The organism is Vibrio sp. 1F169 (assembly GCF_041439605.1).
In the GTDB taxonomy this organism is placed as follows: Bacteria; Pseudomonadota; Gammaproteobacteria; order Enterobacterales; family Vibrionaceae; genus Vibrio; species Vibrio tasmaniensis_A.
Window position 1 is genome coordinate 15,675 of sequence record NZ_JBGOOI010000018.1, and the last position, 17,738, is coordinate 33,412.

At 48.3% G+C, this 17,738-nt stretch carries 18 protein-coding genes; 17 read left to right on the forward strand and 1 reads right to left on the reverse strand.

Going from position 1 to position 17,738, the window contains the following annotated elements; genetic code table 11:
* Nucleotides 1-12: 12 nt before the first annotated feature.
* The 17 genes from traL (at nucleotide 13) to ACED53_RS09775 (ending at nucleotide 16,600) form a co-directional block, all read left to right on the forward strand.
* Nucleotides 13-318 (forward strand): type IV conjugative transfer system protein TraL, encoded by a 306-nt coding sequence (gene traL / locus ACED53_RS09695; protein WP_016800278.1) that lies wholly within the window; start codon nucleotides 13-15, stop codon nucleotides 316-318.
* Nucleotides 318-878 carry a type IV conjugative transfer system protein TraE gene (gene traE / locus ACED53_RS09700; protein ID WP_016800277.1) on the forward strand — a complete coding sequence of 187 codons (561 nt, stop codon included), beginning with the start codon at nucleotides 318-320 and terminating at the stop codon, nucleotides 876-878. Before traL ends, traE begins: the two co-directional genes overlap by 1 nt.
* Nucleotides 875-1,600, forward strand: coding sequence for a type-F conjugative transfer system secretin TraK (gene traK, locus ACED53_RS09705; RefSeq protein ID WP_016800276.1), 726 nt, complete (start codon nucleotides 875-877; stop codon nucleotides 1,598-1,600). The genes traE and traK overlap by 4 nt, the downstream gene beginning before the upstream one ends.
* Complete coding sequence (locus ACED53_RS09710) at nucleotides 1,597-3,009, forward strand: TraB/VirB10 family protein (RefSeq protein ID WP_017061841.1); 1,413 nt, start codon at nucleotides 1,597-1,599, stop codon at nucleotides 3,007-3,009. Before traK ends, ACED53_RS09710 begins: the two co-directional genes overlap by 4 nt.
* 11 nt (nucleotides 3,010-3,020) lie before the next feature.
* The gene (gene traV, locus ACED53_RS09715) at nucleotides 3,021-3,401 is read left to right on the forward strand and encodes a type IV conjugative transfer system lipoprotein TraV (RefSeq protein ID WP_016800273.1); all 381 of its coding nucleotides are present in this window, start codon (nucleotides 3,021-3,023) and stop codon (nucleotides 3,399-3,401) included.
* Nucleotides 3,402-3,405: 4 nt separating this feature from the next.
* A complete protein-coding gene (gene traC, locus ACED53_RS09720) occupies nucleotides 3,406-5,949 on the forward strand; it encodes a type IV secretion system protein TraC (RefSeq protein WP_102579842.1) in 2,544 nt (847 codons plus the stop codon).
* Nucleotides 5,946-6,293: a TrbI F-type domain-containing protein gene (locus ACED53_RS09725; RefSeq protein WP_016800271.1), complete on the forward strand. Its 348-nt coding sequence runs from the start codon at nucleotides 5,946-5,948 to the stop codon at nucleotides 6,291-6,293. The genes traC and ACED53_RS09725 overlap by 4 nt, the downstream gene beginning before the upstream one ends.
* 4 nt (nucleotides 6,294-6,297) lie before the next feature.
* Nucleotides 6,298-7,020 carry a type-F conjugative transfer system protein TraW gene (traW, locus tag ACED53_RS09730; protein ID WP_016800270.1) on the forward strand — a complete coding sequence of 241 codons (723 nt, stop codon included), beginning with the start codon at nucleotides 6,298-6,300 and terminating at the stop codon, nucleotides 7,018-7,020.
* 11 nt (nucleotides 7,021-7,031) lie between these two features.
* Entirely contained in the window at nucleotides 7,032-8,033 is a 1,002-nt protein-coding gene (traU, locus tag ACED53_RS09735) for a conjugal transfer pilus assembly protein TraU (RefSeq protein ID WP_220503519.1), read from the forward strand.
* A gap of 12 nt (nucleotides 8,034-8,045) precedes the next feature.
* Nucleotides 8,046-8,732, forward strand: a complete 687-nt coding sequence (gene trbC / locus ACED53_RS09740) for a type-F conjugative transfer system pilin assembly protein TrbC (RefSeq protein ID WP_016800267.1) — start codon at nucleotides 8,046-8,048, stop codon at nucleotides 8,730-8,732.
* Nucleotides 8,729-10,489 carry a type-F conjugative transfer system mating-pair stabilization protein TraN gene (gene traN / locus ACED53_RS09745; RefSeq protein ID WP_017061844.1) on the forward strand — a complete coding sequence of 587 codons (1,761 nt, stop codon included), beginning with the start codon at nucleotides 8,729-8,731 and terminating at the stop codon, nucleotides 10,487-10,489. The genes trbC and traN overlap by 4 nt, the downstream gene beginning before the upstream one ends.
* A 24-nt stretch (nucleotides 10,490-10,513) precedes the next feature.
* Nucleotides 10,514-10,717, forward strand: coding sequence for a hypothetical protein (locus ACED53_RS09750; protein WP_016799995.1), 204 nt, complete (start codon nucleotides 10,514-10,516; stop codon nucleotides 10,715-10,717).
* 81 nt (nucleotides 10,718-10,798) lie between these two features.
* On the forward strand, nucleotides 10,799-11,539 hold the full coding sequence (gene traF / locus ACED53_RS09755; protein ID WP_080582247.1) for a type-F conjugative transfer system pilin assembly protein TraF: 741 nt from the start codon (nucleotides 10,799-10,801) through the stop codon (nucleotides 11,537-11,539).
* A 15-nt stretch (nucleotides 11,540-11,554) separates the two neighbouring features.
* Nucleotides 11,555-11,992, forward strand: a complete 438-nt coding sequence (traF, locus tag ACED53_RS09760; protein WP_016799993.1) for a conjugal transfer protein TraF — start codon at nucleotides 11,555-11,557, stop codon at nucleotides 11,990-11,992.
* Nucleotides 11,989-13,350 carry a conjugal transfer protein TraH gene (locus ACED53_RS09765; protein WP_102579843.1) on the forward strand — a complete coding sequence of 454 codons (1,362 nt, stop codon included), beginning with the start codon at nucleotides 11,989-11,991 and terminating at the stop codon, nucleotides 13,348-13,350. The genes traF (ACED53_RS09760) and ACED53_RS09765 overlap by 4 nt, the downstream gene beginning before the upstream one ends.
* Before the next feature lie 12 nt (nucleotides 13,351-13,362).
* Nucleotides 13,363-16,047, forward strand: a complete 2,685-nt coding sequence (locus ACED53_RS09770; RefSeq protein ID WP_102579844.1) for a conjugal transfer protein TraG N-terminal domain-containing protein — start codon at nucleotides 13,363-13,365, stop codon at nucleotides 16,045-16,047.
* Nucleotides 16,048-16,153: 106 nt separating this feature from the next.
* Nucleotides 16,154-16,600 (forward strand): hypothetical protein, encoded by a 447-nt coding sequence (locus ACED53_RS09775; RefSeq protein ID WP_017102791.1) that lies wholly within the window; start codon nucleotides 16,154-16,156, stop codon nucleotides 16,598-16,600.
* 152 nt (nucleotides 16,601-16,752) lie between these two features.
* Here ACED53_RS09775 and ACED53_RS09780 read toward each other — a convergent pair whose 3' ends face one another.
* Complete coding sequence (locus tag ACED53_RS09780; protein ID WP_102420946.1) at nucleotides 16,753-17,709, reverse strand: NYN domain-containing protein; 957 nt, start codon at nucleotides 17,707-17,709, stop codon at nucleotides 16,753-16,755.
* Nucleotides 17,710-17,738: the final 29 nt, after the last annotated feature.

Here is a 17,738-nt window from a genome sequence, read left to right on the forward strand (position 1 = left end):
CCCTATTTCACTATGGATCATCAAGACAAACAAACCCTCTTCGCTTTTCCAAACTACTTACAAACCGACGTCAAAATAGTCGGATTTCCAATCGATGAAATACTCCCTTCTATCTTGTTGTTTTTGATGTTGTTCAACATCAATCGGTTGGTCGCGGTCGCCGTGTGTATCGGCTTTTTCCTCACCATTCGCAGCTTAAAAGTCCGACACGGCCCCAAATTCATCATTCACTTCATCCACTGGTATGGGGATGACACAGCGAATAAAACCATTTTTAAACGCACGCCCCCAGCCACAAAAAAATATTGGATTTACTGATGCTCAATGAACATAACGGCGAGGCGCTTAAAGCGGCTCGCTTTATCAATTACGTCCTCACCGCGGTGGTGTTGATCACCGCCTTAGGAACCGCTGGGTTGAGTTTTGCTTTATTAAGCCAAAACCAAGCGGAAAAGCGCACCTTCGTGCCACCTCATATCGACCGAGCGTTTACGATCTCAAGCGATGCGGTTGATGAAGCGTATCTTTCTATGATGGCCGATTGGTGGATACACCTAAAATTTAATGTCACGCCCTCTAACGTTAAACGTCAATTCAACTTACTCATTACCTACGTGCCGCCTAAATACTGGAGTGGCTTACAAGACAAGTTGATGCGAGAAGCCGAATTTATCATCGAGAACGACGTCACCAGTTTTTTTGAAGTTGACACGCTGTCTATCAACCTGAATGAAATGAAAATACGGGTCAAAGGCACGCTCAACAAAACCATCGCGGGGCGCACACTTGACCCTGAGCCCGTGACGTATCTACTCCAAGCCGATTACTCAAGTGGCTTGATTGAACTTCACACCATCGCCCAAGAGATACCGTTATGAAAATACGCTTGATTTATGCTTTTTTTGGTTTGTTGTTACCCATCATGAGCCACGCCCATACGATTGACGCAAAGACCTACTATTTTGAGCAAAATGATACCATTGTGTTGCCCTTATCCTCGGTCAACACCAACCGTTTAGTAGTGAAAGACGACAAGATATTAAACCTTCATTGCCCTAGAGGGTTTTGTCTCGCTAAAGCCAATCAACGAGACCAATCGGGCTCTATTACCGTCAAACTCAACATCGCCTTGCCTTTTACCGCGCACGTCACCACAGAGAAAGGTCAAAATTTCTCGCTTTTTATCAACCCTAAAGCCGTCCCTGCGGTGGTGAATGAGTTTATTCCGCTTCGCTCTACTGCAGAGAAAAGTGTCTTTGAAAAAGATCTCGAATACCCTTTGGCCTTGGGGCAACTCACCAAACAAATGATACATTGGCAGCGTTCAAAGACGCCTATCCCAGGGTTTCGTGTCCATCCGATTGACCCCGAAACCCTCCCCAAAGACACGTCGCCACTGGCCATTATTCCGCAGACCCTTTTTGTAGGCCGCCCCTTCTCAGGGCTTATTTATCAAGTTAAAAACCAATCCAATGACACCGTCACTCTGACCGAAGCGCAATTTTACAGTTACGCCAGTCGGAGCGCCTCACTTGACCGTTATACCTTACCCCCAGGTGAATCTACACATCTGTACATCATCACAGGAGGTCGCGAATGAAACGATTGAAACAGTGGCTTTTTAGAGAGTCAGACTTAGAGGATGGAGTGCTCGCCAATGACCAAAGTAAGCAGCGTAACCAAATACTCAGCCTGTTAGCCGTTGCGCTCTTAGTCGCAGTTTTTTTTGCGTTTAAAGCCTTTAAACAACCTCGAACCTCGCTAGATACTGCGAAAGAAGTCGTTGAGTCAGCCCCCAATTTTGGGGAAATCATTACTGATGATTTTACCGACAAAGACAACCGCTCAGCCTTGACCTTACAAGGTCAAGACATTGAAGACGTCAAAGAAAAGATGGAAAACCTCAATCGAGACGTCGATCGTTTGATGACGAGCAACGAAAATACGATTTCGCAAATGAAGAAAGAGAACGAGATCTTACGCGAGGAATTACGCCAACATCAAGAAGCGCAGCGCACCATCGCCTTGCCATCAACCCAATCGCTATCCTCAAAGGAAGCCGGTCACCTCACCGTCATGGGAGAGCCTGCGCCGTTTGGCTCGCGCCCACTTCCTCCCAAACCTTTACCCTCTTACGCCACCAATGATCTGCAAAAAGAGAGCTTTCAATACAGCAAAGCCGATAAGGCCTCGTTTGATGACCAAGGGCAAGCGTTTGACTCGTTTGATTTTTTTTGGACAGCCTCCTCAGAGTCAGCGTACCAACGAACCGTCGACAATTACGTCCCGTCGGGCACCTTTGTGACCGCCAAAATCACCGGTGGCGCCGATGCCAATGCCGGGGCGTTCGGCCAAAGTGATACCGCCCCCATCGTGTTTCAAACCGTGCATGAAGGCGTGTTGCCCAATGGAGAAAAGAGCCACCTCAAAGACTGCACCATCATTGGGAGCGTGTACGGTGACCTTTCTTCCAATCGCGGCGTGGCGCGCACTCACACCCTCAGCTGCATTCGGGACGGTCGAATTTTAGATATCCCCGTTCAAGGCACCGTCTTTAACTTTGGGCGCAATGGCATCCGTGGCACCTCGATTTTACGTAACGGCAAAATCGTCCAAATGGCGGGGATCTCAGGCATCTTAACAGGACTGGGTGAGACCGGGGCGGGCTTGGCCAGCACCACCTCAACCTCAGCGCTTGGCTCAACGTCGAGCCTCAACAGCAAGGATGTGGGATTAAGTTTATTGGGCAATGCCACCTCGGACGTGGGGAGTAAGCTTTCGGATTACTACATTGCCTTAGCCGAGTTATATCACCCCTTCATCGAAATCAATCCAGGGGGCATCGTGAATATCGTCTTTACGAAAGGGTTCCCTCTGGATGATGAGGAAGCGATCAAACGCTATGTTGATCATCAGACAAAAGAGCAAGAGCAAGCAAAACCAGACACCCTTTTAGAAACCATCACACTCAACCCTCTCGCGGCAGAAGTTAACCAACAATTAAATTAAGGTCGGCTTTTATGACTATCAAACTTTTCACAGCGCTGCTTATTAGCCTACTAGCAGGTTGCTCTGCGGGCTTTCAAGATGAATTTAGTTGCCAAAAAATCGGCGGTATACCCGGCTGCGCCAGCATGGATGACATTCGCAACATCTCGACACACCCAACAACACAACAAGTCGCCGAGGCTAACGTCCTGGCTTCCCACCCTTTTGCCTTACTGCCAAGACGCACCCGTGAAGGCCATCCTATTCGAACCCAAGACACGGTTAGGAAGGTGGTGATTTTTCCCTTTACTTCGGATGACACCACCACTTACCTCGACACAATGGATATTTACATTGTGTTAGACGAGTCTACCTGGACAGGTCGCCCTGTTCAGGCTATCAAGAAGGATTAACGCCATGGGCGTCTCAAAAGATTTAAAGGGTTTTTATCAAGAAGCCAAACGTGAATATAACCACCTTCATTCTGAACTGCCTTACCGCACTTTTGATGCGCAGCACAGCCTCTTTCATAACAAAAAGGGCGTAGGATTTGGATTCAAATTGAGCGTCTTAACGGGGGCGAATGACGACATGGTGGAGGCATTTAACCGTCTCATCATGGATTTACCGCCTGGCCATAAATGGGATTACCATTTTTCCATGATGGGCCACAACCACGTGAGTCATTTGATTGAGCAAAATACCGCCTTGAAATCCGCTCGTGCGGGTATTTGCAGTGAATTAGCAAAACAAGAAGCCGATTACGCCAACTTTGCGGCTCACCACGGCTTTTTTCATCGTCAGAAGCATTACTTTGACATCAAAGATTACAGCGCGTGGTTGTTTGTCTCCAGTACGGACGATGTTGATAGTGTGTTGGATTGCAAAGAGGCGCTCACCACGACTTTATCCCAAATTGGACTGGAGCTCACGCCGCTTACCCCCGAAGGCTTAATCAACTACGTCGAAGGCATTCTCAATTTTGACCCCACACAAACCGCCCCTCGCGGATCTGACTACGCACCAGAAGCGTTGATCTACAAACAAGTCCTCTCTCCTGATACCGAGTTTTTAACTCGCCGACATTACACCGACGTTCGCTTTAGTAACCGCCAACATCAAACGGTGACCTCGCGGATCATTTCATTGGGTTTACGCAGTACACCTCGAACTTTCCGCCTTTACGCCTTGCCCGATTGTTTTGCGTCCTTAAAGAGCGTGGCCAAAAATGTGCAATGTCCACACCTCATGACCCTCAATTTTCGCCATCAAGAATCGGGCAGTTTTGCGACCAAAAATGGCGGACGCCTTGGAGAGCTGGAAAAAACACTCAAGTCCCCGATGGCATTTTTCTTCCCTCAAGCGAAGAAAGAGCAGAGCGAACGCGAGCAAATTCGAGATGAAATGTCGGATGGCATCAACAGCATGGCATACATGCACCTGACGCTGACGTTATTTACCAACAAAAAATCCGAGCGACTGCATCGCACTACTGCCATTAACGCCTTTCGCTCTGGCGGGATTGATTTACAAACCGTCTCGATGCTGCAAAGCCAAGCGCTCATGACGACCTTACCGTTCATGATGACCGATGGGTTTTGGGCCGATTGCGACCGTGCTGGACGCATTCAAACCGTAAAAACCGGCAATGTGGCCAACCTCTTGCCTCTTGTGATGGACGTAAAGAATTTCAGTGGCGGCATGATGCTTCCCACCATGCGCCAACAAGCCTTTTGGTTTAATCCGTTTAATTGTGGCTCAGATAACTACAACATCGCCCTGACCGGAGGCTCCGGGGCAGGAAAATCCTTCTTTGTGCAAAAGCTCGCCGAAACCCTCTTTGCCATGAACGGTAAAATCTGGGCGTTAGATAAAGGAAAGAGCTTTAAAAAGCTCACCTTGATGCTTGGCGGCCGCTACATGACGGCTGAGAAGATTTACCTCAATCCATTCACTCATCTGGAACGCATTGCCATGGGGGATGACTATACCGATGAAAAAGGCGAACAGGTCAACCCTCTCAAGGAAACGCTGCACACCATCACCGGACTCTTTGCGACCATGGCCTGCCCCACACACGAAATGGGAGATTTTGAAAAATCGGTCCTCGGTGATTGCATCATTGCGGCTTGGCAGGCACACAAAAGCGAGACGTTGGTTGACCATGTGCAAGAAGCGCTGTTTGCGGCGGCCGAAAAACAAGGCGGTGATCGCCGCCTTTCTGATATCGCCATGCAACTGAATAAATACCGCTCAGAGGGGATCTACGGTGACACCTTCAATAAACCGTCCATGCTGGATCCCAATGTCCACTTTACCACCATTGAACTCGACGGATTTCCCTCGGACATCATGCGACCGGTGATTTTTGCGCTGATGTCGAGCATCACTCAGCAGATGTACCTTTCAGGCTCTCGTTCAACGCCGAAGATGTGCATCATTGAAGAGGCGTGGTCTCTGATGGCTGGCTCTAATGCACAGGCACAAGAATTCATCAATACCGGTTATCGCACCGCCCGAAAATTTGGGGGTTCGTTTTGCACCGTGACGCAAGGGATTGAGGATTTTTACAGCACACCTGAAGCGCTCGCTGCGTTCAATAACTCCGACATTCACATCACTCTGCGTCAAGGCAGTGGATTGGCGAAATTCATCAAAGACAATCCTTCACACTTTTCACCCTATGAGCAATTTGTCATCAAGAGTTTTGAAAAGTCCTCCATCGCCGGTTACAGCTCTGTCATGCTAAAAACCGGTGATGTAACGACCTTTCATCGCTTGTTTGCCGATCCTTTTACTCGTGCGTGCCTTTCGACAGAGCCGCATGAGTTTGAGTACTGTGAAACCTTGATGAACCAAGGCGTCCCACTCATGGATGCGGTCAATCAAACCGCAGAGCATTTTTACGGACCAGAAATTGAGATCTTCAACACCCTCATCTATGGTAAGGAGGCCAAATGAAATCCATCCGTCACACACGTCTTGTCGGTGCCCTGTTTGCCATAGTGTTGATGATGTTCACGCTGATGGCCGTCAAGCTCAACACCGCCCCTCAAATCGTGGTCTTCGATATCGAACAAACGTTAGCGCAATATCAAGACCAACTCATTGAAGCCAACCTCAGCGATCAGGAGCACAGCGCGCAATTGGCGACCTTTGATACGGAACTCAGGCGGCTCTTGAAAGAATACGCGCAAGCGCACCATCTCGTGATTATCGTGCCAGGCGCGCTCATCAGCGGCGCACCGGATAGAACCACCGAGATCCAACATTACGTTATTGAGGCGCTTAAAAAGGAGTCATGATCTTATGATTGTTCACGGGCATTCATTCATCAAACCAACAGCACTCTCAAAGGTGCTCGGTCTCACTTTACTTGCCATCGCCCCCACCGCTCTTAGTCAACAATTTGGGCGTCAAGGCGAACTTTTCCCTATTGCAGAGGTAGACATGTTGCAATGGATTAACAGCAGATTGACACACTTAGAAGCCACGGGAGAAACCGCAAAGATGCAACAGCAGTTTGTGGAGAACGTAGAAAATAACGTGCGAAGACCCCCTCCCGTTAAAGGGTTGACCGCCACCACCGCGCCCAACACCTTTTACATCGACCCATCATTAAAGCTGGCCACCGATATCAAAGATGCACAAGGTAACCTCCTTTATGCTAAAGGCCTCGTCATCAACCCTTTTGATACCGACACTTGGCCAGTCGACATTCCCAAACAATCATTCGATTACTCGTATGTGATTGTCTTTCTTGATGGTGACGACCCAAGCCAGCGCGCTTGGGCTAAACAATACCGCGCAGATAAGCCGATAAAATGGACCCTCACCAACGGCAGTCCAGAAGACGTCGCCACGGAGTTTGACGCCCGAATTTATTTTGACCAACAAGGTCACTACAGCCGTCAATTTCAACTCTCACACATTCCCGCTCTGATTGAACAAGACGGAGCGCGGTGGAAGATCACAGAGATCGATGTGACGCCGTTCACCACCATAAACAAGAGTGCGACGAACACAAAATAAGGAGAAAGACCTTGAGATCCCATGGGTTATTACTGCTTGGTTTGTTCCTATTTCCTTGGCAAACCCAAGCTCAATCCGCCGCTTGTACGGGGCATTTCTTAAATCCATTGTCTGATATTTGTTGGGACTGCCTATTTCCTATGACACTGGGCAGTGTGCCTCTCATTAGCTCGACATACCCTGACACCGCCAACCCAAGCATGCCGATCTCCTATTGTCCTAAACCCCCGCCCATTTTTATGCAAATTGGCTTAAATATTGGGTATTGGGAGCCGTATTCCTTGGTGGACGTGACGCGAGTCCCTTATTGCATGGTCAACATGGGGATGCAGTTGAGTAATGACAATAGCCAACAAATAGGAGGCTCGCAGCACGACTCAAGCAGCAAAACCAGCGGCAATGCTTTTTATCACGTGCATTGGTACAAATATCCGGTGATTTACTGGCTACAACTGATGCAGTCGGCCGCCTGCATGGCCACGGATAATTTCGATGTGGCCTACCTCACCGAGCTTGACCCGTTTTGGGATGATGATGAGATGTCGTTCATTCTTAACCCCGAAGCCATTTTGTTTGGCCACCCCATCACGCAGCTCTCTTGCATCACCGAAGCCATGGCGACCACCACCGGGCGCGTTTTGCCTTTTGATGCGCTTTTTTGGTGTTTAGGCTCACAAGGCAGCGTCTACCCATTAACCGGTAATAGCGCTTACTCTCATACCGGCCCTCAAGTTGGCACACTGATGTTAGAGCGTTTTAATTTTAAAATGCACAGGCAAGGCATTGTGTGGGAAACCCGGGGCGAAGATGGCGCAATCTGTTACCAATGGCCAGAGCCTATCTTGCCGAAAAGTCGCTATCGCTATCAATTGTCGGCACCGATTGGTGATGCCGCTCATTGTTATCCCTATGGCACCACCTCGTCACTTTGGGAGCAAGGTAAAGACAACCCAACCACCGGCGGTAACTTTGGTTTTGTGAACTGGCGAAAACGTAATTGCGTATTTTTATAAGGAAATGAGACGATGTCATTTAGCCCAAGAGCCTCATGGCTGTTACTTATTCTGCTGGTTAGCCCTCTCTCAACAGCCGAGAAGGGTTACTCTCAAGAAGAGCTCAAAGCGCTTGCCAAGCAAGAGCAGACCATTGCAGCGCCAACCAATCACAGTGAACTGACCACCTTTCTTGAACGAGGTCAGCAACATAAGCAAGAAGCGTTGTCGATGAATCAACACCTCGATAACGTGTTGCAAGACTCGCCACTGGCGAGTGTTCTTGGGGTGCCTCAGGAAAATCCAAACAAAAAGGCGCAAGGTGTGATGGTGTTTGTGTCGCTTTCCATGCCAGATAACGCGCTTAGACAGCTACTCAAACAAAGTCAGCAATATCAGGTTCCTCTCGTGATACGTGGGGTACTGCCAGAAGGCATGGTACCGACAGCCTCTCGAATACTGAGTTTGTTAGAAGCGGACGACGAAGAAATGGCCATTGATAGCGGTTTTGCCATCAGTCCACAGTGGTTTCGTCAATTTAACATCACCCACGTCCCCGTGTTTGTGGCCATTGGAGAAGCGTGCAATGAAGCGTCTTGCCCGCAAAGTGATTACGACATGGTTCACGGCAACCTCTCCCTTCCTAACGCATTAACGATTTTAAGCCAAGGCGATGTAGGACACATCGCCAAACAAGTGCTCAATAGGAGTTCCCCTTGAATTCGCCCTTTTCACTACTTTTTGTTTTTCTCTCTTTCAGCGCTGCTCTCTTACTCTCCCTTCATACCCTTGCCGCCCCTCAAGAAAACACATTCTACGACAACGTGGAGTGGGCGAAAAACACCCCGAACGAGGCTTACAATGACTCAGAAATGACGCTTAACCTGTCAGACTTCTGCAGCGACAATAATCCAGGGTGTGAAAGCAAAATCCGACAGCCTGATGAAGCCGGGATGACTGATGCACAAATCACAAACCAATCCACGTCGGAGTTTGGCAACAACGAACACGCTCAAGCGATACAAGAGGGGTTTGACAATAATAGTGCCACCATTAACCCCAATGATGACACGTATCGATTCGCCACCCTTGGCATTGAGAACGCCTATGAAATCAGTCATGGTCAGTCTAATCAGTACGTGGATTGTGACAACGCCACGCAATGCGTCATTGATAACATCGCAAAGCAATGCTACCGACCAACTCACAACCCGGTCCCGTGTGACAAAGTCCCCGTCGCCTCCGTGAGCCTTAGTGAAGTGATCTACCGCTGCCCATCCGGCTGGACAAAGCAAGGGGATAATTGCCAACGCCCTCTCTCACAATGCCGACACGATAATCACAATTACGTGAGGCAAACGGGGGGAACAAGAGGGTTTACAGGGTCAGATACCACGTATTTCTGGGATGGGAAGGTTGTCTCTCCCAACCAAGGCTACACGCTTGGCGATTTAAAACAGACCGACCACATTGTCTGGAAAAGTAACGAATCCTGGTATAAACGCTACCAGATTTGTCGCCCCACCACACAAACGAAAAAAGTCACCTTGAGCTGCTCAAACGGATTCTCCTTATCCGGAGGGAACTGCATCAAGAACAACATTACTTGGCGAACAGAATGCAACCTGATGAACTCATGCAAGATCACTCGCCAGCAATGCATTGAAGGTCGAGCCACCCGCATCATTAATGGCATACCGACCACGCTTGATTGCTGGAAGTATCGGGTTGAGCACCAATGCACTCGACCCAATACGTGCAACGTCCTGCCCGCCGATTGCACCACGACGTCAACCCATTGCAGCCTCCAGCAAAACGGTGTGTGCATTGAGGAGAAAGTCAATAAATCCTGCCCACAGCGGCGCTGCAGTGCCACCCAATTAATCTGTGGAGAAGAGAGCTTTTGTCTGGATGGCGATTGCTTTGAAGCCATGGCGACCACTTCAAACCGCTTTAATGAAAGCACCTCAGCCTTAGCCGCGCTCGCAGAAGCCGCTGACGGTATGGGTAACCCACCGAAGATATTTACAGGCAAAGGCATGAAGTGCACAGACGCCGCTTTTGGTTTTGCCGACTGCTGTAAAGACGGCGGTTGGGGCACGAGTATTGGCATAGCCCAATGCAATGATGAAGAGAAAGCGCTCGGTCAAGCCAAAGAGCAAGGCATTACGATAGCCCTTGGCCGTTATTGCGCAGAAAAGGTCTTAGGCGCGTGTATCCGGGAAAAGAAGACCTACTGCGTCTTTGATAGCAAATTGGCGCGCATCATCCAAGAGCAAGGCTCGAAAGGTCAACTTGGCATCAGTCTGGGAACCGCCAAACACCCCATTTGCGGCGCCCTTACCCCCGAGCAGCTTCAAGACATAGATTTTGAACGCCTCGACTTTTCGGACTTCTACGACGACATGCACGGCAACACCAACCTGCCTTCGGCCACAGAAATCCAAGAGCGATTACACAGCGCTTATCGCCATTAACTTAATCAATGATGAGGACATGATATGGATCCCCTACTCCCTTTACTTGTGGCCACCCTGTCGACAACCGGGTTTGCCATCACCCTTATTCGGCATCTTCTGTTCAAACGAAAACTCCATCAGCTCAAGCAAGAAATGATGAGGCACCAACAACAGCGTGGCATTGATGAAGCACTTTGGACGTTATTTCACACGCGCACCCACAAGATGCTGAGTTTCTGGCAATAATGAGGTCACACCATGAAGGACTTATCCACAAAAACGGTGAACAACTCAATTAACCGATTAACAATCAAATCCCTACCGTTAATGTTGTTGGCTTTATTGGCCTTTCACAGTATCGCCGATGAGCCCCCCAAGGGGTGGCGCTGGTATAACGAGACCAAAGCGCCCAAAGTCCCTCCCAAAGAGGAGGAGAGCCTCCCCCCCAACAGCGTCTCTACCGTGATGAGCGCCACCGAGCAGATGCAATGGTTCCACCGCGCGTTTGATGAAGCGTTAAACGATGCCACCATTAACCCAACCGATGAAGAGAAAAATCTAAAATTGATGAAGCTGAAAAAATTCATCGATGGCAAGACCACGCAAACGGGCATGACCTTCAAAAAGCTCATCAACGAACACCCCGAATACTCGTACACCAAAGACCGCCCCACAGAGCAAGCCGCAAGAGCGACGTACTATCAAGGTATCCAACTCAAAAACGAAGCCACTGTGCGTCAATTGGTACAAGAAGGTTGGGGCCTCTACTTCATCTACGAAGGGCAAGACGCCTTATCTCAAACCCTAGCACCCTCAATCCAAGACTTTGCCCACCGGTACCACATCGAACTGGTCGGGATCAGCAAAGACGGTCAGACCTTTGAGACGATTAATGAAAACCGTATTGATAAGACAGGGCGTGTACAGGTGCGCTACACACCGGCTTTAATGCTGGCCAATATCCACACCAAAGCACTCAAGCCCCTCGCCTACGGCTTCATTTCACAAAAAGACTTGCTCTCTCGCTTTCACAACGTCGCGACCAATTACCAAGACAGCGACTTTTAACTTAAGGACGCCCCGATGAACGCTTTTATCCGCACGTTATTGTTGAGTACGCTGATGACGCTCGCCTCAACCTCCCTCACTCAAGCGCAACCCCCTCATGCGATGACAGGCCAATACGCCTTGGTGTTCTTCCATTTTAGTCAGTGCGCTGAGTGTCACCACTTTGCCCCAACCATGAAGCGGCTAGAGCAAACTACTCAACTACCTGTGTACGATTTCTCCTTTGACGGACAACCCATCCCCGGTTACGCGACGCCTATCCCGACCAACTCTGACATCACCGCTGCGTTTTTTGGGGATCTCAAAAACGCCATTACGCCCGCCACGTTCTTAATCAACGTCAGCAATGGTAAGTACGTGCGTTTGAGTGAAGGCAATGTTCCATACACTGAGCTGCTTAAGAGCTACCAAGCCTTGCGCGCCGATGTGGCCATCATGGAGAGTTTACAATGACGCGACCTACCCTCCTGGCTCTCTTAATGAGTCTTTCATGTTCACTTCATGCCGGCGGCTTGGGCGACGCCATGAACAGCTTTTGGGATGACAGCAGTTTTAACAGCAACATCACGAACCCAAGTGCCTATCAGGGTCAATCCGCCACCTACTATAATGCGGGCAGTTTGTTTGCTCGCACCAACATCAAAAACATTCAACTGGCCGCCATCACCTTGCCTTCTGTCAGCGCAGGGTGCGGTGGCATTGACGCCTTTATGGGCGGCTTTTCTCATATTAACTCTGACCAACTGGTGGCTTTTGGTAAAGCCGTCATTGCCAACGCCGTGCCTTTCGCGGTGGATTTAGCGCTGCAAACTTGGGCGCCGAGCATCAAAGAGAATCGGGACAAACTGCAAGCCATTGCTGATCAGTTCCTCACCACCTCGATGAACTCTTGCCAAGTAGCGCAATCGGCGGTCTCTGGTTTAGCGGCCTTTACCGATGGGGAAGCCAAGCGACATGCCTGCGCCACCCTAGGCACGCAAAGCAACGCTTTCGCTGATTGGTTAGAAGCGCAACACGAATGTCGCAACGTCCGTACCAACCAGAGCACACTGGCTAGCAACACCGATGACGCCACGGCGCACGCAGTGAAAGTGAACTTAAATGTGGTGTGGGATGCGCTCATGAAAAGCGCTTACCTTCAAGACAATCAAGAGGTCGCCGAGTTTATCGTAAGCCTCACTGGCACCGTCATTTACGACGCGCAGGGGACGCCAAGCTACATTCCGGCCATGTTAGTGGGTAACGACACCGCCATTAACGCCCTTTTGACCGGAGGGGATTTGGAGGTGTATCGATGCGACAACACCGAGACCTGCCTTTCGATGAGCCTAAGCGCCATCAGCCTAAATGAAAGCCAAGCCTTTAACGCCAAAGTGCGCCACACCGTCGATACGCTCTATGCCTACTTACAATCTGACCAACCTATCACCGACTCAGAGAAGAGCTTTGTTGAACTCAGTGACATTCCTATCTTAGCAATGCTCATTGATGATGCGCACCTCAACCTACAACCAGAAAGCCATTTATACGCTCAAAATATTGCCGCCGATCTCTTGCATGCCTATCTCAACAACATGCTGATGATCGTCAATCAATCCATGACCAACCTCGCTTCGGTTAACCCAACCGACGTCAATCGCACTCTCGAAGGCATCAACAGTGCAAGGGATTACTTACAAACCATTCGAGACCGTCACAAAACAAAATTGAACGCGTACTTAGCCCTCACTGAGCGCTTAAAACGCAAACGAAAGCTCCTTAGCCAATCGGCAAGTGACGCTACCCTATCGAACCTCACCTTTGGCCATTAAAGGAGATCCCCAATGACCTTAGACTTTTATCTCTATGGCGCAGGCCCTCAATTACAACGAGCCTTGAACGCCGTCGCCACTTTTTTTACCACCAACACCTTTGGCTCGTTAATCGAAATCGCCTTACAACTGGCCTTTATCATCAGTGCCACCCTATTTTTTGTGTCTCGAGACGCGAAACATGTGATGCGTTTTATGTTCATTTACTTGGCTATCCCCACTTTTCTTATCAGCATGAAAGCCACCGTCCATATCAATGACGCGCAAAATCCTATGCGCATTTATTACGTGAATAACGTGCCTTACATCGTCGCAATACCCGGTTGGGCGGCCACCACGTTCATGCACGGCTTAACCGAAGGCATTGAAATCGTCTTTAGCAGTACAGAGGATGAAAGCTACAGCTCCTCAGGCATGGTGTTTGGTTCGAATTTATACACGTTGCTTCGTAGCGCCAACGCCGAAACCATTGATCTGCAACGCTATTGGAAAGACTTTTATCACAACTGCATCGTCGGAGACATTCGAATTAACAAAAAATACACCATGCAAAACATCCTGCAAGCACCGGATTTGCTGGGTTTTCTCGCCACAAAATCGATGTCCCCCATTCGTGGGCTCTATAACCCCCAGGGTCAATACAGAACCTGCCGCGACGCGTTTCCTGAACTCACTCAACAATTTGATGAAGAGGCCAATCAAACCATGAATAAACTGGGCGCGTATATCTTGGGACGAGAGAGCAACATCCAATCAACGTTCTTAAGAAACGCCATCGAGAATAGTCACCAAGATTTAATTGGGGTCAGTAACAACGCGGTCGATATTTTAAAACAGAACATGGTCATCAACATGACGCGATGGAACATCGAAAACACGCACCGAGGTATCGCGGCCAACTACGCCTACACCGCCAACCAAATGCAAACCACCACCATGTGGGCCAACATTGGGCTGCAAGCCAAAGAGTTCATTCCAATGATGCACTCGATAGGAGTGATTTTGTTTGTCTGCTTTGGGGCGATCATTGCCATCATTGCCTTGCTGCCACATATGGCGCTGCCTGTCCTTAAAAACTACGTTGGCAGTTTTTTCTATCTGGCCACTTGGCCTATGATATTCACCATCCTCAACGCTATAATGATGTGGTTCTTAGAAGGGGCGACCCAGGGCGCGACACAAGGGTTACGCGGCATTACCCTCTCGAACATGAGCGGCATTGATTACGTCAACACGCGTTACGCCTCCATTACCGGATACTTGATGATGTCCACCCCCGCGATTGCTTTGGCGTTAACCAAGGGCGCAGCGGCCATGATGAGCAGCTTAAACTACCAACTGGCGGGGATGATAAACCAAACCAATGCCCGTACGTCGGCAGCGGCCTCAAGCGGTGACATCAGCCACGGTAATACGCAAATGCAGACCCACACGTTTAATAACGTCAATGGCAATAAGTTTGATACGTCGACATTGCTGAAACAACACGGCAGTACCACTCAAAGCGAAGACGGTATGCTTTCAACGCAATACGGTGATAGAACGGTGTATGACACTAGCCCTACCGCGTCGAATTTCCAGTGGAATGTCGCCAGCTCTAGTCAATACAGTGAAGCGGTGCAAGACTTGCACACTAGCGCTCAATCCAACCTCTCGACACAACAAACGGCCTTGTCACAAAGCACACAAAGTGGCTCTCAATTGATGGCCGATTGGAAAGAGAGTTATTCTTCAACCCAAGGTTACGGTTTAACTCATGGACACGGTGCAACTGCTGCAGCATCAAAAGGCTTAGAGCAGGTCAGCTCCGCCACTGAGCAAGTCAGTGCGGCAACCGGATGGAGCCATGAGAAAGCGAATGCCTTCTTACACTCTGCGTACGGCGGTTATGACGTGAATGCAGGACTGTCAAGCGGCGCTCTCGGTGACGCCGTAGGGTTTAATGGGAGTGTGAACGCGTCCACGGGACAAAAATGGACACAGGAAGACCGCGAAACGCTCAGCAGCATGAGCAACGAGCAACAAAGCCAAATGCAAGCCGCTATCGAATCCTACCGCTCTGGTGCCAACCAAACCATCGATGCGAGCAACCGCCTCACGGCCGACGAACGTAATACGGAGATGGGCACTTACGCCACTGGCTTTACGGCGAACTTTAGTGAGACACAAGGCTTGATAACGTCCACGACACAATCTCAACAAGAGGTCGATACGCTCAGCCAAGTCAACAGCCAAGAGCAACGTCATCTGGCCAGCCTGACTGAGAAACTGGAAAAACCATTCCAAGCGTTTGTTGAAAACGGGCGTACGAAAGACGAATCAGGACTCATACTAACGGGACAGGGCGACGATGCTCGTCAAGATCGCGCTGACTTATGGGAAAAATTTAAAACAACCGACACGTTTAAAGATTTTGTGCTCGCCAGCGTACCCACTCAAGAAGAGCACGAACAAGCCTTTAACCCTGAGCCGACCCAAGCCGAGTGGCAAACGATGGTGGGGGAACAATTTAAAGGCCAGGCTCTAGGTAATACCGGTCAAACGGTGCTGGAGCAGCATCAGAAACGCGGCGGCACAGAGCGTTATTACAACCCCGACAACCACTCACAAATCGTGGATGAAACACGTGAACAATTTGAGGGCACCAGCAAGCGTGTTGAGCCACCATCAACCTTGCAGCCAACAAAGAAGGAGTAGGATCAAACCCATTCTTAATCTATAAATAATGGTTAATTATTGAGCAATCCAAGTGAGATATCAAAACAACCTAGTATTATACACAGTATAAAATGGAGGATTAGTAATGAATAAATGGACCATATTAGGCTTAATCACATGGTGCTCTTTTTCGAGTTTAGCCAATAATCAAATTCCAGAAATTGATCGCCCCATCAGCAGCAAGAACCCTGCTAGTATGGGTTACTACGTTGAGCACTATCAAGATCCCGATAGCCCTGAGTATCGAGATTTATTGATCGGCGTTCGTGTCGCCGCGGATACCATAAATCTTTATACCACGCGCTTAGACGCTCACAATCAACGTATCGATTATTGCTTGCCAATGAAAAGCCAGGTAAACCGCGAAACATTACGGAATTGGAAAACCGAAGAGTTAATGGAGCTGATTAATAACCAAATTGAACGTAATATTAAAAAATACGGTAAACCAGGCATTAACGGGTCTATCGGTTATTACTTAACAATGGGGCTCAAAGAGCAATACCCTTGCCCGGTACAAAAGCAATTTTAAGCTGTTGGTTTACCCTACCAAAGGTTATGTTTGAGTTGACGACAGATATGCTCTTGAGCAATTTAAAGAACTAGAACAAAGAAACTTTCAAGCCAAAAATAGATTTATATAACAAGTCAATTCTGGTCAAATAAAACCTACTTTCTTAACATCTATTCATTAGATTGATTTCGTTTGAACTCAGCAAAGGCTCTAGCGTGAATCAGAACATCTTCGATCCCTTGTTCGTCATTTAACAAGTCAGCAAAAGAACAATTGTAGTCTGGTAATCCCTGAGCCTTATAGTGTGGTTCCGTAATAAGATACTGTTTCCAAGCTTTAGGTACTGAACCTAGCACTTTCTTTTCTGATAACAGAGTTAATATTTCATCTACTTTAACAGGATACTTAAACCATGATATCGGTTTAATTGCAGGTCCTCGCTTATTTGCCACGTAAGGAGGGAGTTGAGATGAAATCAACTCAGATTCTTGAATGAATCGTACTGTCCAATCTGCAATATTTACCAATTCACCATTCGGAGTACGATTGGGGTGATTTTCAATAATCGGCGCAATGTAACCAATCTTAACTTTACGCTCAGAGATATCATTGAAAGCTTTTATTTTTTCTAAAGCTGGCAAAATATCGGTATCGTTAGTTACAAACACAATTTGCTCAAGCTCAGGATCGGTCAGAGCATCAAAAACAGCTTCAACAGCAACATTGACATCACTTTTCTTCTCTTCAAGCTTCCAAACTTTAACTCGACTAGAATCTTTAGGTAATATCTCTTTACCATTTTTATCCAATTCAAAAGCTGGGTATGTAACAGGACCACACTGATACTTTCCTGGAATCTTCTTGATATTAGAACCACAAACAATTTTCAAAGCTTTATGATAAGAACGTTGATCGTTGATCGAATTTGGATCAGAAGCTACATTAGGAAGGATTTCTGCGGTGAAAAACTTTATGGGGTCAATCTCATGTAAGGTAAAATTGTTGCCATGAGAACGAGGTAGAACATACTTTTCAAGTAACTCATGAATATTAAGCCATTTAAAGTGTGTCCCTTTCAGGCAATTGTAGTAAAAACTATAACCATCAATATAAACTCTGGTTTTCATTATTATTTTTCTTAGCTGCAGAAATGAAA